The organism is Janthinobacterium sp. SUN118, assembly GCF_030397695.1.
Classification (GTDB): Bacteria; Pseudomonadota; Gammaproteobacteria; order Burkholderiales; family Burkholderiaceae_D; genus Janthinobacterium.
The window spans coordinates 323,801-349,318 of sequence record NZ_JAPUBV010000004.1; the positions used below are offsets into that span (position 1 = coordinate 323,801).

General features: G+C 63.6%; 19 protein-coding genes and 4 tRNA genes. 12 read left to right on the plus strand and 11 right to left on the minus strand.

Features of this window, described 5'->3' with window-relative positions; translation table 11 throughout:
* Positions 1-10: 10 nt before the first annotated feature.
* Entirely contained in the window at positions 11-2,548 is a 2,538-nt protein-coding gene (rnr, locus tag O0880_RS23225; RefSeq protein ID WP_289889011.1) for a ribonuclease R, read from the minus strand.
* Positions 2,549-2,957: 409 nt separating this feature from the next.
* Between rnr and O0880_RS23230 the strand changes: the two genes are divergently transcribed.
* The 5 genes from O0880_RS23230 to O0880_RS23250 all read left to right on the plus strand — a co-directional run bounded on the left by O0880_RS23230 (position 2,958) and on the right by O0880_RS23250 (position 6,063).
* Positions 2,958-3,042: transfer RNA gene (locus O0880_RS23230), tRNA-Leu, on the plus strand.
* A gap of 236 nt (positions 3,043-3,278) precedes the next feature.
* Entirely contained in the window at positions 3,279-5,462 is a 2,184-nt protein-coding gene (locus O0880_RS23235) for a heparinase II/III family protein (RefSeq protein ID WP_289889012.1), read from the plus strand.
* Positions 5,463-5,654: 192 nt separating this feature from the next.
* Positions 5,655-5,739 (plus strand) — tRNA-Leu (locus tag O0880_RS23240).
* Positions 5,740-5,812: 73 nt separating this feature from the next.
* A tRNA-Leu gene (locus O0880_RS23245) sits at positions 5,813-5,897 on the plus strand.
* Between the two features lie 81 nt (positions 5,898-5,978).
* Positions 5,979-6,063 (plus strand) — tRNA-Leu (locus tag O0880_RS23250).
* A 97-nt stretch (positions 6,064-6,160) separates the two neighbouring features.
* Here O0880_RS23250 and O0880_RS23255 read toward each other — a convergent pair.
* Positions 6,161-7,012 carry an SDR family oxidoreductase gene (locus tag O0880_RS23255; protein WP_289889013.1) on the minus strand — a complete coding sequence of 284 codons (852 nt, stop codon included), beginning with the start codon at positions 7,010-7,012 and terminating at the stop codon, positions 6,161-6,163.
* A 149-nt stretch (positions 7,013-7,161) separates the two neighbouring features.
* On the opposite strand from O0880_RS23255, the gene O0880_RS23260 reads away from it, so the two are divergent.
* From O0880_RS23260 to phaP, 4 genes are all read left to right on the plus strand, one after another.
* The gene (locus tag O0880_RS23260; protein ID WP_071324398.1) at positions 7,162-7,590 is read left to right on the plus strand and encodes a helix-turn-helix domain-containing protein; all 429 of its coding nucleotides are present in this window, start codon (positions 7,162-7,164) and stop codon (positions 7,588-7,590) included.
* Positions 7,591-7,703: 113 nt separating this feature from the next.
* Positions 7,704-9,947 (plus strand): ATP-binding protein, encoded by a 2,244-nt coding sequence (locus O0880_RS23265; RefSeq protein ID WP_289889014.1) that lies wholly within the window; start codon positions 7,704-7,706, stop codon positions 9,945-9,947.
* A gap of 49 nt (positions 9,948-9,996) precedes the next feature.
* Entirely contained in the window at positions 9,997-10,191 is a 195-nt protein-coding gene (locus O0880_RS23270) for a hypothetical protein (RefSeq protein ID WP_071324400.1), read from the plus strand.
* A 116-nt stretch (positions 10,192-10,307) separates the two neighbouring features.
* Positions 10,308-10,919: a TIGR01841 family phasin gene (gene phaP / locus O0880_RS23275; protein ID WP_289889015.1), complete on the plus strand. Its 612-nt coding sequence runs from the start codon at positions 10,308-10,310 to the stop codon at positions 10,917-10,919.
* A gap of 98 nt (positions 10,920-11,017) precedes the next feature.
* Here phaP and O0880_RS23280 read toward each other — a convergent pair whose 3' ends face one another.
* Both O0880_RS23280 and O0880_RS23285 read right to left on the minus strand, forming a co-directional pair.
* Positions 11,018-11,665 (minus strand): metalloregulator ArsR/SmtB family transcription factor, encoded by a 648-nt coding sequence (locus tag O0880_RS23280; RefSeq protein WP_289889017.1) that lies wholly within the window; start codon positions 11,663-11,665, stop codon positions 11,018-11,020.
* The gene (locus O0880_RS23285; protein WP_289889018.1) at positions 11,662-12,879 is read right to left on the minus strand and encodes an MFS transporter; all 1,218 of its coding nucleotides are present in this window, start codon (positions 12,877-12,879) and stop codon (positions 11,662-11,664) included. Before O0880_RS23285 ends, O0880_RS23280 begins: the two co-directional genes overlap by 4 nt.
* A gap of 188 nt (positions 12,880-13,067) precedes the next feature.
* Here O0880_RS23285 and O0880_RS23290 point away from each other — a divergent pair, with 188 nt between their 5' ends.
* From O0880_RS23290 to O0880_RS23300, 3 genes are all read left to right on the plus strand, one after another.
* The gene (locus O0880_RS23290; protein ID WP_289889019.1) at positions 13,068-13,772 is read left to right on the plus strand and encodes an SMI1/KNR4 family protein; all 705 of its coding nucleotides are present in this window, start codon (positions 13,068-13,070) and stop codon (positions 13,770-13,772) included.
* A gap of 95 nt (positions 13,773-13,867) precedes the next feature.
* Complete coding sequence (locus O0880_RS23295) at positions 13,868-15,520, plus strand: VRR-NUC domain-containing protein (protein ID WP_289889020.1); 1,653 nt, start codon at positions 13,868-13,870, stop codon at positions 15,518-15,520.
* Positions 15,502-17,775 carry an ATP-dependent DNA helicase gene (locus O0880_RS23300; protein WP_289889021.1) on the plus strand — a complete coding sequence of 758 codons (2,274 nt, stop codon included), beginning with the start codon at positions 15,502-15,504 and terminating at the stop codon, positions 17,773-17,775. The genes O0880_RS23295 and O0880_RS23300 overlap by 19 nt, the downstream gene beginning before the upstream one ends.
* Before the next feature lie 141 nt (positions 17,776-17,916).
* Here the strand turns inward: O0880_RS23300 and O0880_RS23305 are convergent, their stop codons facing one another.
* The 7 genes from O0880_RS23305 to senA form a co-directional block, all read right to left on the minus strand.
* The gene (locus O0880_RS23305) at positions 17,917-18,657 is read right to left on the minus strand and encodes a LytTR family DNA-binding domain-containing protein (protein ID WP_289889136.1); all 741 of its coding nucleotides are present in this window, start codon (positions 18,655-18,657) and stop codon (positions 17,917-17,919) included.
* 11 nt (positions 18,658-18,668) lie between these two features.
* Positions 18,669-19,745, minus strand: coding sequence for a histidine kinase (locus tag O0880_RS23310; protein ID WP_289889022.1), 1,077 nt, complete (start codon positions 19,743-19,745; stop codon positions 18,669-18,671).
* 6 nt (positions 19,746-19,751) lie between these two features.
* Positions 19,752-20,540 carry a DUF5668 domain-containing protein gene (locus O0880_RS23315; RefSeq protein ID WP_071324409.1) on the minus strand — a complete coding sequence of 263 codons (789 nt, stop codon included), beginning with the start codon at positions 20,538-20,540 and terminating at the stop codon, positions 19,752-19,754.
* Positions 20,530-20,913: a DUF5668 domain-containing protein gene (locus O0880_RS23320; protein ID WP_289889024.1), complete on the minus strand. Its 384-nt coding sequence runs from the start codon at positions 20,911-20,913 to the stop codon at positions 20,530-20,532. Before O0880_RS23320 ends, O0880_RS23315 begins: the two co-directional genes overlap by 11 nt.
* Before the next feature lie 399 nt (positions 20,914-21,312).
* Positions 21,313-22,215 carry an NAD-dependent epimerase/dehydratase family protein gene (locus tag O0880_RS23325; RefSeq protein WP_289889025.1) on the minus strand — a complete coding sequence of 301 codons (903 nt, stop codon included), beginning with the start codon at positions 22,213-22,215 and terminating at the stop codon, positions 21,313-21,315.
* A 93-nt stretch (positions 22,216-22,308) separates the two neighbouring features.
* On the minus strand, positions 22,309-24,255 hold the full coding sequence (locus O0880_RS23330; RefSeq protein WP_289889026.1) for an ATP-dependent helicase: 1,947 nt from the start codon (positions 24,253-24,255) through the stop codon (positions 22,309-22,311).
* Between the two features lie 33 nt (positions 24,256-24,288).
* The gene (gene senA, locus O0880_RS23335; RefSeq protein ID WP_289889027.1) at positions 24,289-25,485 is read right to left on the minus strand and encodes a selenoneine synthase SenA; all 1,197 of its coding nucleotides are present in this window, start codon (positions 25,483-25,485) and stop codon (positions 24,289-24,291) included.
* Positions 25,486-25,518 lie beyond the last annotated feature (33 nt).

Here is a 25,518-nt window from a genome sequence, read left to right on the forward strand (position 1 = left end):
TATCTATCGCTTATCGCTTGTTCTTGCTTGATTTTGATACAGTTTTTGCTGCACGTGGTGCCGCCGCGGCGGGTGCCGCGGCCGGTTTCTTGCTGCGCTTCGGCTCGCCCTTGGGCGCGGCCTTGGGAGCTGCTGCCTTCGGTGCGGCCTTGGCTTGCGCCTTGCCTGCAGGCTTGGCGCCATTGCTGCCATGGCCAGCCTTGACGCTGGTCTTGATCTCATGGCGCTGCTCGGTCGCAGGACCGGGCTTGACCATGGATTTCTTTTCGCCCTTGCGCTTGCCGCTGCCGTTCGGCTTGGCTGGCGCTTCCTCGCCCGCCAGTTCCGCATCGGTAACCAAACGCAGGTCGATCTTGCGCGTTTCCAGGTCGACTCTTGCCACTTGCACCGTCAGGCGGTCCGTCAATTGATAACGCTTGCCCGTGCGTTCGCCGCGCAGTTCGTGGCGCGCATCGTCGTACTGGAAGTAGTCGGTGCCCAGTTCGGTAACGTGCACCAGGCCTTCGACGAACAGGGTGTCGAGTTGCACGAACACGCCAAACGTGGTCACGCCGGTGATCGTGCCGGTGAATTCCTCGCCCAGCTTGTCCTGCATGAAGTAGCACTTGAGCCATGCTTCGACGTCGCGCGACGCTTCATCGGCGCGGCGCTCGTTGGCCGAGCAATGCACGCCCAGCGCATCCCAGATGGTCAGATCCGTCTTCTTCGGCTTGCCTTCGGCCTTGTCCTTCGCCTGCTGCTTGCGCGTGGCATTCGACACGTTCGTGTTCAGCACGGTCTTGTCCGACAGCTTCGGCTCGTATTTCTTGCCTTGCAAGATGGCCTTGATGGCGCGGTGCGTCAACAGGTCGGGGTAGCGGCGGATCGGGCTGGTGAAGTGGGCATACGCCTCGTACGCCAGGCCGAAGTGGCCGATATTGTCCGGGCTGTAGACGGCTTGCTGCATCGAGCGCAGCAGCATCGTTTGCAGCAGGGCCGCGTCGGGACGCATCTTGATCTGCTGCATCAAGGTCTGGTAATCCGATGCCGATGGCGTGTCGCCGCCCGTCAGGTTCAGGCCGACCTGCTTGAGGAAGGTGCGCACTTGCGTGAGCTTTTCCTTGGTCGGACTGGCGTGGATGCGGTAAGTACCTGGATGCTTGTTGCGCAGCAATAAATCGGCCGCGCAGACGTTGGCCGCCAGCATGCACTCTTCGATGATCTTGTGCGCTTCGTTGCGCGTACGGGGGACGATCTTTTCGATCTTGCCGGCGCTATTGCAGACGATATACGTTTCCGTCGTCTCGAAATCGATGGCGCCCCGCTCCGTGCGCGCCTTCAGCAAGGCGCGGTAGACGGCTTCCAGGTTCTGCAAATGCGGCAGGATGTCGGCGCGGCGTGCCGCCTCGGGACCCTTGGTGTTGCCCAGTACGGCGGCCACTTCGTCATACGTGAGGCGCGCGGCCGAATGGATGACGGCCGGGTAGAACTGGTACGCCTTCAGCTCGCCCTTGTCGCTGACGACGGCGTCGCAGACGAGGGTCAGGCGGTCGACGGCCGGGTTCAGCGAGCACAGGCCATTCGACAGCTTTTCCGGCAGCATCGGGATCACGCGGCGCGGGAAGTAGACGGACGTGCTGCGTTCGAGCGCGTCGGCATCGAGCGCGTCGTTCGGTTTCACGTAATGGCTGACGTCGGCGATGGCGACGATCAGGCGGAAGCAGTTGGCGCGGCCGATCTTGACGGGCTCGCAATACACGGCATCGTCGAAATCGCGCGCGTCTTCGCCGTCGATGGTGACCAAGGGCACATCGCGCAAATCGACACGGTCTTTCAGGTCGGCGGCACGCACTTCGAACGGCAGTTTTTCAGCTTGCTTGAGGGCGGCGGCGGAAAAGATGTGCGGCACGTTGAATTTACGCACGGCAATCTCGATTTCCATGCCGGGGTCGTCCAGGGCACCGAGCACTTCGACGATCTTGCCGACGGGCTGCTTGAAGCGCATCGGCTGCTCGGTCAGCTCGACGCTGACGATCTGGCCGGCCTTCGCCTTGCCCAGCGAACCGGTCACTAAAATGTCCTGGCCGATGCGCTGGTCTTCCGGCGCCACGACCCAGGTGCCGTTTTCCTGGATCAGGCGGCCGATGACGTGGGTATTGGCGCGCTGCGTGACTTCCACGATCGTGCCTTCCGGACGGCCGCGGCGGTCGGTGCCGACGATGCGGGCCATGACCTTGTCGCCATGCAGTACTTTCTGCATTTCTTTCTCAGGCAGGAACAGGTCGGCGCTGGCGTCGTCGGGAATGACGAAACCGAATCCATCGCGGTGGCTGGTGACGCGACCGGCGACGAGCGCGCTCTGGTCGGCCAGCGCGAACACGCCGCCGGCATCAGACTTGAGCTGGCCGTCGCGCTCCATCGCCTTCAGGCGACGGACCAGGACATCCATGGAATCGGCATGCACTTGCAGCGTTTTCCCGAGAGACTGCGGATCGAGAGGCGCGTTGACGCTGCGGAATATGCCGAGAATGTCCTCCCGGCTGGGGATGGTGTGGGTATTTTGGCTCAAAAGTATTTCTATAGTTGGTATTGACAGTGATCAAACGGAGAACAAAGACCGATGACATCACCGTCAATATTGACGCGGTGATGTCCGGTAGTGTACCGGACGACGCCTTGGTTTGCCTAACGGACAGCGTAGCGGAAACCGTACAAGTACCCCGCCGATGAAAAAAAGGAGAAAAGCTGCGCAATGCATTTGACTTCGGCAAATATTGCTCTATAATCTCGGTCTCTTGCAGCGACAAACCTTCACGGGAATGCAGTTGCAGGAAAGCGGTACAGGGTTGATGTGCAGTATGGAGCGAAAGCTCATCTGGCGCAAAACTCTTCAAGTCGCTATAATAGCAGAATTGTTGTTGTAAGTTGTTTTGCAACAAATACTCGAGCAGTAAAAAGTAGTAAGTAGCAGCATCAGTGCCCACGTGGCGGAATTGGTAGACGCGCATGGTTCAGGTCCATGTGCCTTCGGGTGTAGGGGTTCGAGTCCCTTCGTGGGCACCATTACCTAATTCGCAAAAAAGCCGCAAACTTTCACGAGTTTGCGGCTTTTTTCATGGTCGCAGCCACGACATCGGCGGCCAGGCAGTTAATTATCAAAAAGAAACTTCTCCCATCCATTTGATAGTATATTGACATCTCCCCATGCCACGCATCACGCGTGGCCGGCAACGGCATTTTGGAGATAAGTCATGACATGCAGGCCCCGCAAACACCAACGAATTCTTCTCGGCAGCTTTATGGCATTGAGCCTCGGCGCTGGCGCCAGCCCGGCGGCGGACTGGGTGACCACCCGCTCCAGCAGCCCGGAAATCGTCAAGCCGGCGCCGGAACAAGTGCAATTGCAGGTGCAAAATCCGCCGTCCTTCGCCTGGCCGCGCCATGGCAGTTATCCCGCACAGTATGTCGTGGAGATTGCGCCGGTTGGCGGTGCCGCGAGCAGCTACACCGTCTCGCGCAACTTCCTGCTGCCATCGAGCGCACTGCCTCCCGGCCAGTATGAATGGCGCGTGAGCCCACGCGCCACATCCCCCGACTGGTCCGACAAGCGCCCGTTTACCATCGACAGCAATTCACGCAATTTTGTCGTTCCCGAATCGTCCGAGCTGGCGAGCACCGTGCGGGCCCATCCGCGCCCCCGCCAGTTGCCAGCCTCCTTTGCGCAAGCCAGCGCCTGGGATGCTGCCATGGATGGCAAACGGCGCCCCTTCCTGAACCGGCTCGTCAGCGAAGTCAATCTGAATACCACCGCCGTGGCCAGCGTCAACGATGGCCTGTGGACCACGCCCAACGATGGCGGCCAGTACGGCCGCATCGCCAATGCCGCCGGCGCCGTGATCCGGCAAATGGAGGCGGCCGCCCTGCTATTTCGCCTGACACAGGAACGCAGGTATCTGGACGAAGCCATAGTGCGCGGCGACCAGCTGGCCGCGCTGAGTCCGGATGGACCCACCAGCTATAAAGCCCAGGATCAGGTGGCGCGCATGATTGCCCTGGTACTCGCCAAGGGCGCCGACTTCCTGTGGCTGGACCTGGACCTGCCACGCCGCAGCCGCTGGCTGTCGGTCGCCGCGCAACGACTGACACCCATTTATGCCGATCTGTCCGCCGCCGGCGGGCGCCTGGATCAATCCCCCATGGACTCGCACGGCGTCGAGGCACTCGGCTACCTTGCCGCCACCTCAACCTTGCTGCTCGACGCCAGGCCGGAAGCGCAAGCCTGGTTCGACTTCGCCGTGCGCTCGTACATGCATATCGTCCACGTCTGGAGCGGTCCGGAAGGCGGCTTTGCCAATGGCTCGGCGTACGGCCAGTACACCACCGACATGCAACTGCAATTATGGCAACCGCTGGCCGAAGCCACTGGCGTCAGCCTGTTCAACAAACCCTGGGCCGCGGGATTTTCCGATTATTTCATGCAGTTCATTCCACCGAACGCACCGCGCCACGTCTTCGGCGATGTCCATGAAAGCAAGCCGGACCCGGCGCTCCTGAAGGCGTATGTGGCACGGCAAGCCACGCCGGCGGCGGCCTGGTACAGCAGCCAGCCAGGCGCGCAGGAAAATCCCATTACCCTGCTGCAAGCACCCTACCCGCTCCCCGCCGACACGGTCGCGCCCGAGGCACCACCCAACGCCATGCTCTTTCCCAGCATCGGCTGGGCTGCCATGCACAGCGACATGAGCAACCCGGCCCGCACTTCCGTCTACTTCAAGTCGAGCCCGTTTGGCGCCTTCAATCACAGCCACGGCGATCAAAACAGCCTGGTCATCAACAGCGGTGGCAAGCCACTGCTGATCGAAGCCGGCTACCAGGACTACTATGCATCGCCGCTCTCGAAAAGCTGGTACCGCCAGTCGCGTGCGCACAACGCCATCACATTTGATGGCGGCAAAGGCCAGTTCATCGAAGGCCATTACGAGATGCGCTACAAAAACGGCAAGATCACGACATTCACGCACGCGACAGACCTCGACTACGTGGAAGGCGATGCCAGCGCCGCCTACAGCAACGACTTGAGCCTGGCCAGGCGTCAGGTATGGTATTCGCGCCTGAACGACGTGGTGGTGGTGCGCGACAAGCTGAACTCCGCCACAGCCCGCACTTTCGAGTGGAATATCCATGCGCTCAATACCTTATACCTGTACCCGAATGGCCGGGCCAGCATAGAAAATGGCACGGCTTCGCTGTGCCTGCAATCACTACGGCCGGACGAGGAGCAATTGTCCGGCTTTAGCGCCCCCAATCCGCCCCTGGAAGCCAGCCAGCAACATGCCGCCTATATCAAGACGACCCCGGCCATGACGGCGGAGTTCCTGATCGTGCTCGATGTCGGCTGCAAATCGGTGCCCACCTCCTTGCAGCTGGTGCCTGGCGGACGCTTGCTGCAGATAGGCACGCAAACCATCACCCTGCCGCAATAAGCGGCAAAGGCCTGTTTTTGCTTAAAAAACAGGCAGAATTATCCCCTCTTTCATAGGGAAATGCCTTTTTTCAAGTGAAAAAGGTATTTCTTGAAGAAAAGTGCAAAATGTTGATTGACCGAATGCGCGCCAGCCCTTATGATTTTGTCCTCGCTGCAGAACACGCAGCGACAAGCAGCAAGCAGTAACAATGCCCACGTGGCGGAATTGGTAGACGCGCATGGTTCAGGTCCATGTGCCTTCGGGTGTAGGGGTTCGAGTCCCTTCGTGGGCACCACCAGCAACGGTTTGCATGACGTTGTGATCCGCAGTAAAAAGTAGCAAGGTAGCACAGCAGTTAGCAGCACAATGCCCACGTGGCGGAATTGGTAGACGCGCATGGTTCAGGTCCATGTGCCTTCGGGTGTAGGGGTTCGAGTCCCTTCGTGGGCACCACCAGCAACGAGTCGTTCATCGTTGTAATCCGCAGTAAAGTAGTGAGACATCGCAGTAGCAGTAGCAACAAGCAGCATCAGTGCCCACGTGGCGGAATTGGTAGACGCGCATGGTTCAGGTCCATGTGCCTTCGGGTGTAGGGGTTCGAGTCCCTTCGTGGGCACCATTACCTAATTCGCAAAAAAGCCGCAAACTTTCACGAGTTTGCGGCTTTTTTCATTCCAGAATGCCGCGCAGTCTTCCCGACCTGCGGCACTCTCCCCTTATTTGACCAGCGCCGCCTTCACGGCCTCGGCCAGGGTCGTCGTCGGACGGCCGATCAGCGTACTCAGCTGCTTGCCGTTCTCTTCCAGTCCGCCTTGCGCCGCGCCCGCATCGGAATCGGCCAGCAAATCGGCAAAGCCTTCCGGCACGCCCACGCCGACCAGGGCCGCCTTGAAGTCCGCCTGCGGCATATCCTTGTAGACGATGCTCTTGCCCGACTGGCGCGCCACTTCGGCCGCATAGTCCGTCAAAGTAAAGCCGTGGTCGCCTGCCAGCTCATATATGGCTTGCGGCTGCTGCGCCGTCAGGACGGCAGCGGCGGCGGCGGCGTAGTCGGCGCGCGCGGCCGACGAGAAGCGGCCCTGTTGCGCCGCGCCCAGCACGACGCCGTGCTCGAGCACGGGCGCCAGGTGTTCCGTATGGTTTTCCAGGTACCAGCCGTTGCGCAGGAAACTGTAGGGCAAGCCGGAGGCGCGGATGGCCGCCTCCGTCACCACATGCTCGGCGGCCAGGCCCAGCGGCGACGTATCGGCGCGCAGGACGCTGGTGTAGGCGAGCAGCGCCACGCCGGCGCGCCTGGCTGCATCGATGACGTTCTGGTGCTGCTGCGCGCGCTGCCCCACTTCGCTCGACGAGATCAGCAGGATTTTCGTTGCCCCCTGGAATGCCGCATCGAGGCTGGCGCCATCGTTGTAATCGGCCTGGCGCACTTGCACGCCCTGGGCGGCCAGGCTGGCGGCCTTGGCCGGGTTGCGCACGGCGGCAATGATATTGCCAGCAGGGATGGATTTGAGCAGGCTGGCGATGACGTGCTGGCCCAGCTTGCCTGTGGCGCCGGTAATGACGATCATGATTTTCTCCTTGGAAGGTGATGGCTAAAATCCTATAATAGGACTATTGCTTACTTATTGTAAGTACGTACCTTTTGGTAAGTATGAGATTTTCTTTTCCATGCATCACCCGGCGCGCTTGATGACGCCACTTTTACGGACACCCTATCATGGACATAGACACTCCCGGCGCCAGCATGCGCGCCGCCCTCGCCCGGCAAAACCAGGGGGCGCACCTGCTGGCGGCCGCCTGTCCGTCGCGTGCCGTGCTCAGCCACCTGACCAGCCGCTGGGCCGTGCTCGTGCTGGTGCTGCTGCTGAGCGGTACGCGGCGTTTTAGCGAGCTGCGCCGTGAAGTGGGCGGCGTCAGCGAGAAAATGCTGGCGCAAACCCTGGAAGCGCTGGCCGGCGACGGTTTCGTGCTGCGCCAGGCCTACCTGGTGATTCCACCGAAAGTGGAGTACAGCCTGACGCCGCTGGGACGCGAGGCGGCCGAACGCCTGGCCGTGCTGGTCGACTGGATAGAGGATAATTACCCGCGTATCGAACAGGCGCGCGCCGAGCTGGCAGCGACGCCGGAGGCGAAAAACGCCGCTTGAAGCGGGCGTGACGGTCGCGCAAACGCGTTGCTTTGCATAATTATCAATTATCGTTTACTCCTCCTTGCCTTGATGTAATATTAGTCCCATGAACCGCGTAAGGGCGCGACACCATGAATCAGTTGATTTCCTCCATCGCCGACCGCGCCAAGGTGCTGCTGGTCAGCAGTTCGCCGAACGATGTGCGCGAACTGCTGTATGTGCTGGACCGGCACAACCTGGGCACCGGGCTTGCCGGCGATATCGATGAGGGCGTGGAACTGGCGTCCGGGGGCACGGACCTGATCCTGCTCGACGCGGCGCTGGCGGGCACGAATATCGGCGCCACCTGCATGCGGCTGCGCAATGCGGGCGGGCGCCACAGCGTGCCCCTGCTGCTGATGTCGGCCACCCCCAGCGCCGAGGAACAGGGCCGCAGCGTGGGCGCCGGCGCCAGCGACTACATCCGCATGCCCTTCAATGCGCGCGACGTGGCGGAAAAAATCCTCATGGAACTGGCGCTGCACAAGGCCGAGGCGCCCGCCGCGCGGCCCCTGGCCGACACCGCCACGCCGCCGCGGCCCCTGCATCCGCAGACGCTGGAAGTCAATTACCATTCGATCCTGGCCGGCTCGCCCGATGCCGTGCTGCTGTTCGACATCGACAACAAGCTGCTGATCGACGCCAATCACCTGGCCGAAGAGCTGTTCGGCTTGCCGCTGGCGGAATTGCTGCAAGGCGGCATGGAGCAACTGTTTCCGCAGACGCAGGACGATGGCCTGTCATCGCCGCAATTGCTCGATGAAAAGATCCGCGAGACCCTGCAGGGCAAGATCGTCGTCTTCCGCGCCACCTGCTGCCATCGCGACGGCCACCCCATCGCCTGCGAACTGCGCCTGATGCGCCTGTCCGTGCCGGGCCGCCAGCTCGTGCATGCGCGCATCATCGACTTAACCGAACGCAACCTGGCCGAAGCGATGCGCTCGGGCCAGAGCGCCTTGCTGGAAATGGTCGCCAAGGGCGCGCCGCTGATTCCCACGCTGAACCAGCTGCTGCTGCTGATCGAAGGCCAGTCGCGCGGCGTCTACTGCTCCATCATGCTGCTCGACGACGACGGGCGCCACATGCACAGCGCAGCCGGCCCCAGCCTGCCGCCCGACTACATGGCCCTGCTCGAAGGCGTGGAAATCGGCCCCGGCGTGGGCTCCTGCGGCACCGCCATGTTCCGGCGCGAGCCGGTGGTGGTCAGCGACATCATGCACGACCCGCTGTGGGCGCCCTACCGCGAGCTGGCCGCGCCATTCGGCTTGCGCGCCTGCTGGTCGCGCCCCATCTTCGGCCAGGATGGCATCGTGCTCGGCTCGTTCGCCATGTATTACCGCGAAGTGCGCAGCCCCGACGCCCACGACCAGAGCTTGATCGACGCGGCCACCGACCTGGCCGGCATCGCCATCGGCCGCATGCGCCATGAACGCGAGTTGCAGCGCCACCGCGCCCACCTGGAGGAACTGGTGGCGGAACGCACGGCGGCATTGACGCAGGCCAAGGAACAGTCCGAACAGGTGAACCGCGAATTGGCGGCCGCGCTGGACAACCTGTCCATCACGCAAGAGGAACTGGTGCGGCGCGACAAGCTGGCGGCGCTGGGCGCCCTGGTGGCCGGCATCGCGCATGAACTCAATACGCCGATCGGCAACGGCCTCGTGGTGGCCACCACGATGGCCGAGCGCACGCGCGAAATCCAGGCCAGCTTCCACGACGGCTTGCGCCGCTCGGAACTCGACGCCTACCTGACCCAGGCCGGCGAGGCGGACGCCATCATGCTGCGCAACCTGCAGCGGGCCGCCGACCTCGTCTCGAGCTTCAAGCAGATCGCCGTCGACCGCGCCAGCTCGCAGCGCCGCCACTTCCTGTTGCGCCAGTTCATCGCCGAACTGATGCTGCCGATGTCGACGCCGCTGAAGGCCGCCGGCCTGAGCCTGAAGCAGGACGTGCCCGACGGCCTGGCCATGGACAGCTATCCCGGCCCGCTGGGCCAGGTACTGAGCAACCTGCTGGAAAATTGCCTGCGCCACGCATTCGAGGGCCGCAGCGGCGGCAGCATCACGCTCACGGCGCGCGGCAGCGACGATGGCCAGGGCATCACCGTGTCCATCGCCGACACGGGCGTGGGCATCACGGCCGACGACCTCACGCACATCTACGACCCCTTCTTCACGACCAAGCTCGGCTCGGGCGGTTCGGGCCTGGGCCTGCACGTGGCGCACAACATCGTCACGGGCGTGCTGGGCGGCCATATCGACGCCAGCAGCAGCCCCGCCGGCACCACCTTCACCCTGCAGCTGCCCGCCGTGGCGCCGCAGTCGCCCGCCCCCTGACGCCCAGGCACGCTACAATGCGGGCACGCTTTTCTTTTGGAGCACTGCCATGAAATACCTGATCGCGGCCAGCCTGCTGCTGGCCTGCACCTGCGCGTCGGCCGGACCTGCCCCCTGGTACCAGTGGCGCAGCAAGGTCGACGGCACCCTGTCCTGCGCCCAGTCGACGCTGGGATTTGGCTGGGAGCTGGCCTCGGGACCGTACAAAGATAGCCGTTGCGAAAAACCGGCGCTTGTTAAATAATGGGGTCATAACAACACGGGGAACCGGCTTGATTGCTTAAAGAATTAGCGATGGCAATGCGGCGTCGAAAGAGTATGGAACGATAAGAACGTATCTATTCAAACCGAGGAGACCACATGTTTACGAATCCCGAACAATTCGCATCGGCCACCAAGGCCCTGTTTGAATTCCAGCTGATGACCTTCAATACCCTCACCACCAAGGCCGTGCAAGGCGTGGAACAGGTGCTGGCGCTGAACATGGCCACCGCCAAGTCCGGTATCGCGGATGGCATCGCCGCTGGCAAGGAAATCAGCCAGGCCAAGGATCCGAAGGCCGCCATGGCCGCCGCCGCCGCCCAGCTGCAACCGGGCGTGGCCGGCGCGAAAGCGTATAAACAGCAACTCGACGACATCATCAAGGAAATCCACACGGAATTCACCACGGCCGCCGAAGCCCACGTGGCCGAAGCGAAAAGCAATTTGAGCGCGCTGATCTACGACGTGACGAAAAACGTGCCGCCGGGCTCGGAAAACGCCGTCGCCATCGTCAAGGCCGCCATCGACAACGCCTTCCTCGGCTACGAGCAAGTCACCAAGGCCACGAAACAGGCCGTGAAAACGGTGGAAGAGCAGATCGCCAAGGCCAGCGCGCAAGTGGCGCAGGCAACGGAAAAGGCGACGAGCGGCGCCACCGCCGCGGCTGAAAAAGCAGCGCCTGCCGCCAAGCCCAAGGCGACTAAAAAGTAAGCGATGTAGGCAGGATTAGCGCGGCAACGCCGCGCGTAATCCGACGCATTGTTGGCGCCAATGGTGATGTCGGGTTACGCGCGCAGCGCTAACCCGACCTACAACCCGGCGGACGACACGTCCACCGGCATGATCCTGTACACGCAGCGCCTGCCTCCCTCCAGCAGGTATTCGCTGCGTTCCACCGTGCAGTCGTCCCCCAGTACCCGTTGAAAGATGGCCAGTTCCGAGCGGCAGAAATTCTGGCATGCCGTGGCGGCCGCGCAGATGGGACAATGGTTTTCCACCAGTAACACGCTGCCATCGTCCTGCGCCTCGGCATGGGCCATGTAGCCCTCGCCATCGCGCGCCTGGGCCAGGGACTCCACCCTTTGCGCCAGATCAAGCCGCACGTCGACCAGCTTGCCATACGCGGCTTCGCTGCTGCGTTCGCGCGCGCTGATCAGCTTATCCAGTCCCTCGTCGCCAAACAGGGCTTGCACTTGCGCGATCAATTCCACGGTCAGGTCGGCATGGCGGTCGGGAAAGCGCGCATGGCCCGCCGGCGTCAATTGCCAGCGCCGCGACGGCCGCCCTACCTTGTCGGCCACATCCTCGAACGCCACCAGCCCCTTGTCGCGCGCCGCTTCCAGCTGGCGCCGCGCGCCCATGGACGTGATATCGAGCAAGGCGGCCAGCTGCTGCGCCGTCTGCGGCCCGCGCATCTTCAGCAGGAACAGGCTCTGCTCCGACGTGCTGGCGTTCATGCCACCGCCTTCGCCTCGCCGACACCGGCCAGCTGGCGACGCCAGGCCGCCATGCGCCAGGCGGCCCAGGCTGCCGAGCAGGCGCCGGCGACGAGGATCAATCGCGTATCGATCAGGGTCAGCACGGAGCCGCTGAGGGCGACGACGATGTTGGCGATGCAAAAGGTGGTGGCCAGCAAGCCCATCACGGCGCCCTGCCCGTGCGCGCTGAAACGCTCGGCGCACCAGCCCTGTATCACCGTGTTGTACAGCGCATTCGGGATGCCGAACAGCACGATGGCGGCGATGCCGACCCAGATATTCCCCAACGCCAGGACTCCCACGGCCAGCGCCACGCCGCAGGCATACCAGCAGGCGCGCAGCAGCGGCGCGTGGCGGCTGGGGCCGCCTGCCAGCAAGGAGGTGATGGTCATCGTGCCGCACAGGCCGACATTCACCCAGGCAATCGCCTGCGCATTGTAGTTGGCCGTCTCGACCAGCCACAAGGGATAGAACTCATAGAAACTGGCCACGCCGCACGTCAACGCCAGCTGCACGATGAACAGGGTGCGCAGCTCGTCGTGGCGCAGCAGGTTCAGCGAATGCTGGTCGCGCGCCACCTGCCACCAGGACGTCGTCAGCAACGATGGCGTTTCGCGCGGCAAGCCGACGGCCACCAGCACGGCGACCAGCATCAGGGCGGCGGCGGCGATCCAGAACGGCACCGTCACGCCCCACACGAGGGTCGCGCCGGCCAGGATCGGCCCCACCAGCCAGCCCAGGTAAAACGCGCCGTTCAGCCACGACATGGCGCGCAGGCGCAGCGGCCCCTGCAGCTGGTCGGCCAGCATGGCGCGCGCCACGGCGCCATTCCCTTCCAGCAAGCCGGTGATGAAACGGGCGACGATGAACAGCGGATAGGACTGGATCACCAGCGCCCACGCCGTGATGGCGTGGCCGATGGCGGCGCCCACGGCCGTGCGCATCAGCAGGGGACGGCGGCCATAGCGGTCCGACAGCGGTCCCAGCAAGGCCGAACCGATCAGCAAGCCCAGCGGATTGATGGTCAGCGCCAGGCCGAACAGCAGTTTCGATGGCAGGCCGAGGAAATTATTGAAGGCATTCGGCGCCTCGGCCGCGAACAGCGGCGGCAAAATCGGATACGGCAGGGATGCGCCGATGGTCGACAGCAGCGCCAGCAGACAGGCGGCGGAGATCAATATGATGTTTTTCATGCAGCCTCTATCCGTTTCTTGATTATGTGTATATGGCAAGGCTACGTGGACAGCGCAGATAAGTAAACAAAAAAGTTTATTAATTGAGTGACGCCACTGCGTGTCCCCTGGAATCCTGCAACGCCTTGCTGCCGTGCATGGCATTGCGTCGGCTATCATTCCTGCTTACCACGTTGAACAGGGCACATATGACACTGTCGCAGATTGAAGATAGCCACGGCTTTTCTTACCCGCCACTCTATAAGCGGCTCGCCCAGGACGGCATGCTGGAGGTGGGCGAATACGGGCCGGACTGGTACCGCCTGGTATTTCCGACACTCAAGGAGCATCCTACCCTGCTGCTGCATGCGGACGACTTCGAATTGCTCAATGTAAAGGGCGTCGCTGAAGCGATGGAAGAGCTGGCAGACGCCGGCGACTACCGGCAGATCGACCCGGCCTTCCAGTTCATCCCGTTCGCGCAAACGGGCGCCGGCGACCATTACTGCTTCTTTGCTTCCCGCCAGCAGGACGGCGAGATGCCCATCGTGCTGCTGTGGCACGACCAGAATGAAGCCCAGTACCTGGCGAAGAACCTCCACGATTTCATGTTTCACATGCTGCTCAATGCCATGGCCGACCAGGATACCTACAACGAGGTGAGCGACGAGGAATTCAGGGATCAGCTGGAAAAAACCCTGACCACGCACGCGCGCTACCTGACGCCGCAGCAAGGCGAGGTATTGCAGGCGCTGCTGGCCAGGGATCTCATCGATTACGAGGTGCCGTTGCCGAAGGGACGCAAGGAGGTGCACCGGGGCTTGCTGACCGACATAGAACTCGCCAGGCTGCGCGAGCAATTCATTCCTTACGACAAGTTCGACAGCTATTTTGCCTACAGCACGGCTGGCTGAACATAAAATCGCTGGGCAAGCGGCGGATGAAGGTTTAAACTGTATATAAACACAGTAAAACCCGTCACATTGCCGCTAGCCCTACTATTATTCCCATGTTGAGAGTCCTGGAAAATCCCCTGTACTATCTGGATAATTTCCAGGATGTGCTGAACTGGATCGGCGCGCGCTATGCCGATCTGCTGAGCGCGGAAGAAACGCAATTCATCACCCAGTTCGGCACGCTGCCGCTGGCGTCGCGCGCCCTGTTCGTGCGCCTCGTCATGCGCAAGGGCTGTCTGTTCCGCGCAAGCAAGCTCAACTACGACGAGATCGGCGGCACGCGCGCCGCCGCCCTGCCCCTGCTGGCCTTGCACTGGGTGGCGGCCGATCCCGCCATCTCGCTCGACGAACTGTTCGAACTGCTGCTGAAAGGGGAAATCGGCCAGGCTTTCGGCCTCGCCGCGCCCCTGAAGGCGGCGCGCAAGGCCGAGCAGCTCGAAGCCTTGCGCGAGGCCCATGCGGAAGACAAGCCGTTTTCCGCCTGGTATCCGTCCTCGGACGACGTGCTGTACCGCATCGACAAGCAGGCCCTGTGCGACCGCCTGCGCCTGATTTACTTTGGCAACTATCACCAGGACTGGTCGGAATTCGTGCTGTCCGACCTGGGCGTGTACCAATACGAAAAAGTGGAATTCTCGCCGCAGTCGCGCGGTTTCCGCACGCGCCAGGATATCGAACACTATGAAGTGCTGCACCAGTGCCGCGAACGCTACAACGACAGCGCGCTGGCCGACGAAGTGCTGCAGGAACTGGCGGCACTGCCCTTGCCTCCGGAGAATACCTGGCTGCTTGGCCGCCGCGACAAGCTGCGCTTCCAGATCGCCCAGCACCTGGAAAAATGCCAGGACTGGCCCACCGCCTACCGCGCGTACGCCGATTGCCGCTATCCGGGCGCGCGCGCCCGCGCCATCCGCGTGCTGGAAAAGGATGAACAGCCGCAGGCGGCCTACGACAGGCTGCTCATCGCCCTGGCGGCGCCGGAAAGCGAGGCGGAACAGCAATTACTGCTGCGCATGGCCCCCCGTTTGCGGCGCAAGCTGGGCCACGCCAGACAGGCTGCCAGCGCCCCCGCCAGCGTCGAGCGCATCGACTTGCAACTGCCGTTTCCCCGCGAAGCATGCTATGTGGAAGGCGTGGTGCAAGCCCATCTGAGCCAAAGCGACGCGCCCGTGTACTACGTGGAAAATACCCTGATCAACTCGCTGTTCGGCCTGCTGTGCTGGCCCGCCATCTTCAAGGCCATCCCCGGCGCCTTCTTCCACCCGTTCCACCGGGGGCCGGCCGACTTGCACAGCGCCGACTTTTCCCTGCGCCGCAGCGCCGACTTCGCCGCCTGCCTGGCGCAGCTCGACGACGGCAGCTACCGGACGGCCATCCGCGCCACGCATGCCGCCAAGCACGGCATCGTCTCGCCCTTCGTCAGCTGGGAGGTGCTCGACGATGGCTTGCTGGAACTGGCGCTGGCCTGCATGCCGGCCGCGCACCTGAAGAAGGCATTCGAACGCATCTTGCTCGATATCAAAAGCAACCGCAGCGGCTTGCCCGACCTGATCCAGTTCTGGCCGGCCGAACAGCGCTACCGCATGATCGAAGTCAAGGGTCCGGGCGACCGCCTGCAAGACAACCAGCAGCGCTGGATCGCATATTGCGCGCAGCACGCCATGCCCGTCAGCGTGTGCTACCTGCAATGGGAGGCGGCCGCGTGACGTACACGATCGCCGTGCGCGCCCTGTGCGAATTCACCGCCAAGGCGGGCGACCTGGACTTGCGCTTCACTCCCTCGCCCACGGCCCAGGAAGGCATGGCTGGCCACGCCACCGTGACGGGCCGGCGCGACGACGGCTACCAGCGCGAAATCAGCCTGTGCGGCGACTTCGGCCCCCTGCACGTGCGGGGCCGCGCCGATGGCTACGACCCCGCGCGGCGCCAGCTGGAAGAGATCAAGACTTACCGGGGCGAGCTCGACGCCATGCCCGCCAACCACCGCCAGCTGCACTGGGCGCAGGCACGCATCTATGGCCACTTGCTGTGCCAGCAGCTGAAGCTGCCCATGCTGCGCGTGGCGCTCGTGTATTTCGACATCGCCAGCCAGAAGGAGACCGTGATGCACGAGGAATGCACGGCCGAGGCGCTGCGCATTTTCTTCGAGCAGCATTGCGCGCTGTTCCTCGACTGGGCCGAGCAGGAAATGGCGCACCGGGCCAGCCGCGACGCGCAACTCGCGGCCATGGCCTTCCCCCACGCCGACTTTCGCCCGGGCCAGCGCCAGCTGGCCGAAGCCATGTACAAGGCCAGCAGCCGTGGCTGCGGCTTGCTGGCGCAGGCGCCGACGGGCATCGGCAAGACGGTGGGCAGCCTGTTTCCCATGCTCAAAGCGACGGCCGCGCATGGCCTGGATAAACTGTTCTTCCTCGCCGCCAAGGTGCCCGGGCGGCAAATGGCGCTCGACGCCTGCGCCATCCTGAAGGACAGCGCGCCGCTGCTGCCGCTGCGCGTGCTGGAACTGAGCGCCAAGAGCAGCGCCTGCGAGCATCCGGACAAGGCGTGCCACGGCGAGGCGTGTCCGCTGGCCAAGGGCTTTTACGACCGCTTGCCGCTGGCGCGCGAGGTGGCGCTGGCCAGCGGTTTGCTACTGGACAAGGAAGCCGTGCGCGCCATCGCCTTGCAGCAAGGTATCTGCCCGTATTACCTGGGCATGGAATTGGCGCGCTGGAGCGATGTCGTCATCGGCGACTACAATTATTATTTCGACCTCAGCGCCATGCTGTACGGCATGACCCTGGCCCACGCATGGAAGGTCAACGTGCTGGTCGACGAGGCGCACAATATGGTGTCGCGCGCGCGCAGCATGTATTCGGCGGAACTGGCACAGATCGACCTGAAGATGCTGCGCAAGTTCGCGCCCGAGGCGCTGAAAAAACCGCTGGACCGCGTGTCCCGCCAGTGGACGGCCCTGCTCAAGCAGCAGGAGGGCGATTACCACGTGCATGCGGCCTTGCCGGACAAATTCTTTGGCGCCCTGCAAGGCGTGGCGACGGCCATCGGCGACTACATGGCCGAGCACGCAGCGTCCCTGGACGAGGACTTGCAGCGCTTTTACTTCGACGTGCTGCTGATCAACCGGCTGGCCGAGAGTTTCGGCACGCATTCGCTGTTCGACGTCAGCAAGACGGAGACGGGCTCCACCGTCTGCATCCGCAACATCGTGCCGGCGCCCTTCCTCAAGGAACGCTTCGCCGCCAGCCACAGCACGGCCCTGTTTTCCGCCACCCTGAGCCCGTGGAATTACTACAGCGATACCTTGGGCATGCCGGAGAACACGGCCTGGGTCGACGTGGAGTCACCGTTCCATGCGGAACAATTGTCCGTGCGCGTGGCCGACAGCATTTCCACGCGCTACCAGCACCGCGCCGCATCGCTGCTGCCCATCGCGCAACTGATGGCGCGCCAGTACGCGGAAACGCCAGGCAACTACCTGGCCTTTTTCAGCAGTTTCGACTACATGGAAAAGACGGCCACCCTGTTCGCCCAGCATTACCCGGACGTGCCCATCTGGCAGCAGCCGCGCCGCATGGATGACGCGGCGCGCGCGCAATTCCTCGGCCGTTTTGGCCTGGACACGCGCGGCATCGGCTTTGCCGTGCTCGGTGGCGCCTTCGGCGAAGGCATCGACTTGCCCGGCGCGCGCCTGATCGGCGCCTTCATCGCCACCCTGGGCTTGCCGCAGATCAATCCCGTCAACGAGCAGATCCGCCAGCGCATGGGCGACATCTTCGGCGCCGGCTACGACTACACGTATCTGTACCCGGGCATGCAAAAGGTGGTGCAGGCGGCTGGCAGGGTCATCCGCACGCAGTCGGACAAGGGCGTCGTCTACCTGATCGACGACCGTTTCTCGCGCCCGGAAATCCGCCAGCTGCTGCCGACGTGGTGGGATGTGCAGCCAAGCAGGCCGCTATAAATATTGCGATTTCTGACGTCCATTCGCGGCGCTCTGCGGTGTGGCCCGCCGCTGGCAGTGCCCGCACTGCGTCGCAACGGGCGCCTTGCAGCGCATCCGCTTCTGTTCTTCATAACGTCACAATAATTTCCCACGACCTGCTTAGCCAACCAGTACCTTGAGCTTCTGGTAGCCTGCCTTGCTGACGGGAATGCGCGTGTCGTCGCGCAGGATGGCCACGTGGCTGTCTTTCGTCGCCGCCTCGATGCGGCAGATGCCGTCGATATTGAGCAAGTACGACCGGTGCACGCGCACGAACTTGGCCGGGTCCAGCTGCGCCTCGAGTTCGGCCAGGGTCTGGCTTTTCAGGTAGGACTTGCCTTCCGCGCGAATGCGGATGTAGTCGTCCTGCGCCTCGATGTAGTCGATGCGGGCGCTGGCGATCACGTGGACCTTGGCGCCGTCGCGTATCAGCACGCGGGCCAGCGGCGCGGCGCGCGTGGCCGCCTCGCGCGCCGCCGCGTGCACGGCGGCTTGCACCTGGGCCGGCGCGCTGCGCTGCGCGCGCGCATGCGCCAGCGCCTGCTCGAAGCGCTGCTCGCTGTACGGCTTCAATAAATAATCGAGCGCATGGCATTCGAAGGCCTTCAAGGCGTACTGGTCGTAGGCCGTGACAAAGATCAGCCGCGTCTTCGCGCCGATCAGCTCGGCCACTTCGAAGCCGTCCAGGCGCGGCATCTGGATGTCGAGGAACACCAGTTCCGGCGCCAGTTCGGCGATGGCCTTGACGGCGTCGAAGCCGTTCGCGCATTCGGCCACGATCTCGATATCGTCATGGCGCGCCAGGTATTCGCGCAGCACGCCGCGCGCCAGCGCTTCATCGTCGACGATGGCGACCCGCATTCTTGCCTGCATCATTGCTCCTCCGTGTCGCCGGTCTGCGCCGGCATGGAAATCGTCACTTCGAAAGCGTCGCCGCGCCGCGTCCAGTGCACGCCGGCTTCGTGGCCATACGCGCCGGCCAGGCGCTGGCGCACATTTTCCAGGCCCACGCCATTGCCGCCGGCTGGCCCTTGATCCACGTCAACTGGGTTGCGCACCTCGATCTGCAGCAGACTGCCGGCACGGCGCACGGCCAGCGTGATGCGGCCGCCGTCCGTCAAGCCGCAGATGCCGTGCTTGACGGCGTTTTCCACCAGCGGCTGGATCAGCATGGGCGGCAGCAGGCACGCCAGCGCGGCATCGTCCACGGCAAGCGCCACTTGCAGGCGTTCGCCGAAGCGCACTTGCTCGATGTCGAGAAAATGGCGGATCAGCACCAGTTCCTGTTCCACGGTAATTTTCTTGTGCGCTTCCATGCTCAGGCTCTGGCGAAAGAAACTGGCCAGCTGCAAGGTCATCTGGCGCGCACCCGCCGCATCGATCGAAGTCAAGGCGCTGATGGAATTCAAGCTGTTGAACAGGAAATGCGGATCGATCTGCGTGCGCAGCATGCGCAATTGCGCCTCCTGCGCCACCAGCTGCGCTTCCAGGCCCCGCTGTTCGGCCGTCTTGGCGCGCACGAATTCCAGCAGCAGGTAATGCACGGCGGCGGCCAGGCAGTACAGCAGCACGCCCAGGCCGAAGAACAGGGCCAGCAGCGATTGCGCCAGGTGCACGCCCAGCCAGCTCACCTCGAGCAGCAGGCTGACGCTGTTGAGAAATTGCAGCAGGGTCGCCCACAGCAGGCCGGCGAACAGGGCCGCCACGGCCATCACGCCGGCAATCGCGGCCGGTTGGCGCTTGTTCAGCGGATAGGCGCGGCACAGGTAAAACGCGGAAAAGCCCGTGCCGATCCCATACACGAGCGTGGCGGGCGCCACCAGCAGGACGGCGTTGAGCCAGGGCGCATGGGCCACCCTGGCCAGGATGGAGGCCAGGGCCAGGCCCAGCGCGATGCAGACCAGGAACACCACCACGGCGCCGCGCCGCTTCGACAAGGGCCCCGACATGCGCGCCTAGTTGCGGATTTCCAGGCCGCCCATGATGGCGTAGCCCGTCACGTACAGGCGCTTGTCCTGGTTCGGCGGCACGATGGTCTTCTCTTCAAAACCGCCGAGGATGGGCGTGCCCTGCAGCACGACGCTCCAGTCGGGCGGGATCTTGATGGTGATGCCGCCGCACATGGCAAACACATTGAGCACGGCCTCGCCTTCGATCGACGCCTGGCGCAGGTCGATTTCGCAGCCGGCCATGATGACGTTGATATCGCCGCCCTTGAAGCGCTGCGACGACACGCGCCGCACATAGCCGCCCAGGATGGCCGTCACTTCGATGATGCTGTCTTCATCCACCTGGCCGCTGGCGCCGGGCGCGGCCGGTTCCTTGTCGAGCGAGACGGCGCCCTTGCGCGGCTGGCCGAAGTGATCGGCATCGTCGGCGGGCAGATGGCGGCGGCGCTGGCGCTGCTGTGCGCCGGGCAAGGACTTCGACACGACGGCCATGCCGACGGCGATGATCACCAGCGGCCACAGCATGCTCCAGTTGATGTAGAACAGGCCCATGGCTTTCAGGGTCCAGCTCACGCCCAGCAAGACCATCACGCCACCGACGATGTAGCCGGAGCGGCTATGGCTTTGCGAAATCTTCAGCAAGCCGAAAATGACGAGGATGGTGGGCCAGAAACGGAAGGTGTAGCGCACGTTGATGAAGCCGAGGTTATCGAGCAGGAACAGCAACCCCAGCCCGATGACGATCACGCCCAGCACGATCTGCGACGGCGAGTGCAGCTGCGGTTTATTTTTCATGCTCGGACTCCCGGTAGGCAATAAAATGTTGGTTCAACAGCGGTTCGAGCACCAGCCCCACGCCCCAGGCGATCAGCAGGGCCGGCCAGCTATTGTAGAAGTTCAAGTTCCACAGTTCCTCGTACGACACATACCACCAGGCGGCGAAGAAGATCAGCCACAGGCCGCTCAGTATCTGCCTGGCCGAGACGGGCGCCAGCAGCTTGTTGATGCCGAAGACGACCAGTATCAGCGGCCAATAATGCCATAGAGGATAATAATCGTGGAGGATGATCATATCGAGCCGGTCCAGCAGGATGACGGCGCCTATGGCAATGAGCAACACCCCCCACAGGAGCTGGGTGCGGCGGCAATACGCTTGTTCGGATTTCACGATACCCCCTTGATGTTGGTTGATCGTAAAGATACGCGCGATCGATGCGCAACGATAGCCCGCGTCGGCGAATGGCGGAAACGGCACGGTGAATGGCGGCGGGAACGGCGAATGGCGAAAAAAAGGGCCGGCAAACGCCGGCCCATAAGGGGTTAATGCAGCAGTACACGACTTGGGGAGCCCTTGCGCGATCCCGTGGCGGGACGCGCATGCGCAGGCAAAATCTGGTGCCGATCCTTGAGGCGACCGGCTGACCTGCTGGAAGATCGAACATGCCGCCAACTTCACGGCAGTGCGTCTCAACCAAGCAAAGTCATCATACTCCCGATCGCGAAAAAACACCGTTCGCTAGCGCACACAGAAGTGGCTTTACTGCGCTGTATCAAACCCTGCCCCCATTCAATGCGGCGGATGGAGCATATCGCGCTCGATCCAGTCGATCACCGATGGTCCCCGCGGCTGCCAGCCCAGCAGCTTGCGCGCCCGCTCGCCACGCACGCGGCTGTTCGAGCCGAGGCCGTACGAGGCCATTTCATAGCCCCACTCGGCGATGGCGTCCGGCAAGGGCCAGTCTTGTGCGGGGCCCAGTTGCAGGGCGCCGGCGATGGCGGCCGTCATGTCGCGGAACGCCGCTTCGCCCGACTCGACAAAGTAAAAGGTGCCGGCCGGCGACTTTTCCAGCGCCAGCAGGTACAGGCTGACGACATCGTCGATATGCACGTTGGACCAGATGTTGCGGCCCGGCCCCACGTGGCGCACGATGCCGCTCTTGCGCGCCTGCTTCAGCAGACGCGGCAGCTGCACGCTGTCGCGCGGCAAGGCGCCGTGGCCGTAGATCAGGGTATTGCACAGCACGCTGGCGCGCACGCCCTGCTGCGCGCTGGCCAGCACCAGCTCGTCGATGGCGACCCTGGCCGCCTTGTCGGCCGTGGGCGCCGGCAGCTTGTCTTCGTAATAAATCTGCTGCGTGCCCTCGCCGCCCGAGGCGTCGCCCACGATGGACGAGCCGCTGGTGTGCAGGAAGGGCTTGTTGGTGCCCGCCAGCGCTTCGATGATGGCTTCCACGGCGCCCCGGTGGTCGCTGCTGGCCGCGTTGATGACGGCGTCGGCCGCGCGCGCCTGCTCGATGATCAGTTCGCGATCATTCAGGGTGCCGACGACGCCCTGCACGCCGATGGTGGCCAGCTCGGCCACCTGCTCCGGCTTGCGCACGAGGCCCGTGACCTGGTGGCCGGCGCGCACGAGGCCCGCCGCGATGGAACTGCCGATGAAACCTGCCGCGCCTGTCAAAAATACCTGCATATTTACTCCCTGTCTGGTTAGATTGCTGTCAATCACACCAGCCCAGTATGCCCGCTTTCGTCTTTCGCAAAAAGCGTTCGCGCGGCAAAGGATTTATGACTTGGGCGCAACAATATTCTGTTTGAGCTGCAGGGCGGCGATGTAGCGGCTCCGGTAGGCGGGGTCTTCCGGCGTCAGCAAGGTGAGCCTGTCGCGCGCGCGCGTGGCGGCCACGTAGAAGCGGTTTTCTTCTTCCAGCGGATCGGTTTTGCTGCGCGGGAATTCATCGACGGCCAAATAAGGCAGGATCACATGGTTGTATTCGAGGCCCTTGATCTGGTCGATGCAGGCGATCACCAGTTTGGCCTTGCCGCTGGTCACGGCGACGGCGTCCTCCATCTCGCCCAGCCAGCCGGCAAAGCCGCCCAGCGCCACACCCGCTTCGCTGCAGACGGCGATGAAACCGTGCAGCGAACGGGCCACGACGCGCGCCTGGGCCGGGTCGACATAGATGCGACGCGCCGTCTGTTCCAGCTGCATCAGGCCAAAGATGTGCTGTAGCGCGTCGCCGGCCAGCGCATCGGGAGGCAAGGCGCGCAGGTAATCGACGGCAGCCAGGGTCAGCGCTGCCTTGTCCTGGTTCTGCGACTTGCCCAGCTGGTTGGTCAGGAATCCTTCCAGCAAGTCCGGATAATTGGCCACGTCGGCCTTCGCTTGCTGCAGCTCGCCGCGCGTAAACGGAATTTCCGCGAACGCCACCAGGGCTTCGAGGATCTCGCCGCGGCGCGGGCCGCTCTTGATCGCGTGCAAGTCCTTGCGGGCGATGGCTACCATGCCGCGCAGCATCAGCACTTCCTGGCTCAGCAAATAGCTGTTCATGTCCACCAGTCCATAGGCGATGCCGCTCTGGAACAGCGCCGTTTCCACGCGGATGGCCTGGTCGCGGTCGCGCAGCAGGATGGCCGTCGTGCCCGCATGGGCGTGCTCGAGGGCCGCGATCAGCTGCGCGCTGCACGCCTGCGGCAGCGCATGGTCGTACTGCAGCACCTCGATGTGGGTAGCGCGCGACAGCGCCGACACGCTGGCCTTGTTTTTCAGCACGCCGACGGCGTGCGCCAGTTGCGTGCCGTAGCGGTAGGACGCCGTCAGCGGCAAGCGCTGCAAGGCGGGAAATTCCTGCTCGAAGCGCTGGCGCAGGAAGCGGTGATCGGCGCCCGACCACGTGTAGATGACCTGGTCCTTGTCGCCGGCGCCGCAGAAAAATGCGTTGCCGCGGCGTATCAGCATGGTCAGCAGGCGGAACGATGCCTCGTTCAAGTCGTGCAATTCATCGGCGACGATGATCTGGAAGGCCGGCAACTGCTGGCGCAGCGGCTCGTCGCCATCGAGCATGCGCACCAGGTCGTAGGTGGCGTCGAACGGCGCGCGGAACTGGATATCGCCCGTGTCGGCGCCGCGCAAACCTTCATATTCGCGCAGCCACAGATAATGCGTGCGCGACATGCCCAGCAGCTCCAGGTTGTCGTCCAGGGAATTGCTCTCGAAATCGGGATTCTGGAAATCCAGGCGCGCCTTGGTGCGCAGCTGCAATTTGAGAAATTCGGCAATCGCCCCATTCGTCGTATTGATTTCCAGCGGGTAGCGGTGAGCGTATTTCTCCGACACCACCTCCAGCGCTTCCCACGCCACCGGGCGCAGCTCTTCATCGCTGCGCAGGAACGCCACCTGCATGTGTTCCAGCTGCAGCAGCACCTTGGCGGCAAATGCATCGAAGGTGTCGATGACGAGGCGCTTGACGACGCCGAGCGGCACGCCCACTTCCAGCAGGCGCTGGCGCAGGGCCACGCGCGCCGCTTCCGTGAAGACCAGGGCCAGCATGCGCTCGGGCGCGCGGCCACGGTGCAGCGCTTCGGCCAGGCGCAGGGCCAGGGTCGTCGTCTTGGCGGCGCCGGCATTGGCGTCGATCAAGACCACTTTCTTTTGCGCCGTCTGGATGGCGACCTGTTCCGGCGTAGGCGTGATGCGTTTGGGAAGGAACTGCGGGGCGTTATCTGTACTCAAGGGTATCCTGAAATAATGTCTGTTCTCGGCGCGCTACCAGGCGCAGGTGCGCAAGCCGGCAAAGATGTCGCCGCGCTCGGGCGCATGGAAGGCGCGCATGCGCGCCGACTGCAGGCGCGGCGGCGTGGCGAACGAGGCGCCGCGCAGCACCTGGTGGCGCATGAAATACGGCGCCGAATATTCGCGCCAGGCGTCGGGCGCAAAGCCCGGATACGGCTCGAACGGCGTCGCCGTCCACTCCCACACCTGTCCCCACTGGAAGCGCGGATGGCCGGACAGCGCAGCATACTCCCATTCCGCCTCGGTCGCCAGGCGCCGCCCGGCCCAGGCGCAATACGCTTGCGCCTCGTACAGATTGATGTGGCGCACGGCTTCGTTCGGCGCCAGGGTCACCGGCTGGCCAAAGCGCAGCGTGCGCCACTGCGTGGCGTCGCGCAGCCAGTACAGCGGCGACGAGCGCTCCTGCTGCATCAGCCAGGCGCTGCCGGCCGCGCTCCAGAACTGGCGGTTCTGGTAGCCGCCATCGGAGACGAAATCGGCGAACTGGGCGTTCGACACGGGCACGGCGTCGATGGCGAATGGCGCCACATAGCAAGGGTATGGCGGGCATTCATTGTCGAAGGCGAAGCCGGCGTCGCGGCGCGAGCCCAGCTCGATGCTACCGCCTGGAAAGGCGATCTCGCCCAGGCCCGCCGGCAAGGCGGGACTGGCCGCCAGGGTCCCGGGCGCTGCCAGGCCCAGCCATTGCAAGCCGGCCAGCAACTGCTCGCCGCACAAGTCTTCATGGGCCAGGGCCAGGCGGTACGGGTACAGGGCGCCGTCGACATTGGCTTCGCGCGACAGTTTATCGAGTACCCGGTCGAGCACTTCGTGGCAATACGTTTTCACGGCGCCGGGGCTGGGCAAGTCCAGCTTCCAGCGCGTGCGCTGCTCGACCATATTGGCGTCGAACAGATCGTCGCCGCGCGTCAGCAGGGAATTGTAGACGGCGTCCGCAGGATGGCTGGAAGCCGCTTCGCGCAGGATGAACCACTCGGCGAACCAGGCGATATGCGCGAGTTGCCACAATGGCGGATTGAGCTGTGGATGGCGGGGCATGCGGTCCACCACGTCCAGTCCGGCGGAAACATAACAGTCGAACAGGAACAGGGTGGCTTGGCGCGCGGCGAGCAGCGACTGGGCCAGTTGCTGCGCGCCGGCGTGGCGAAAAGAAGCGTTGATTAAAGTCATGGCCCGATTGTAACGACTTTTGCCAACATCGCA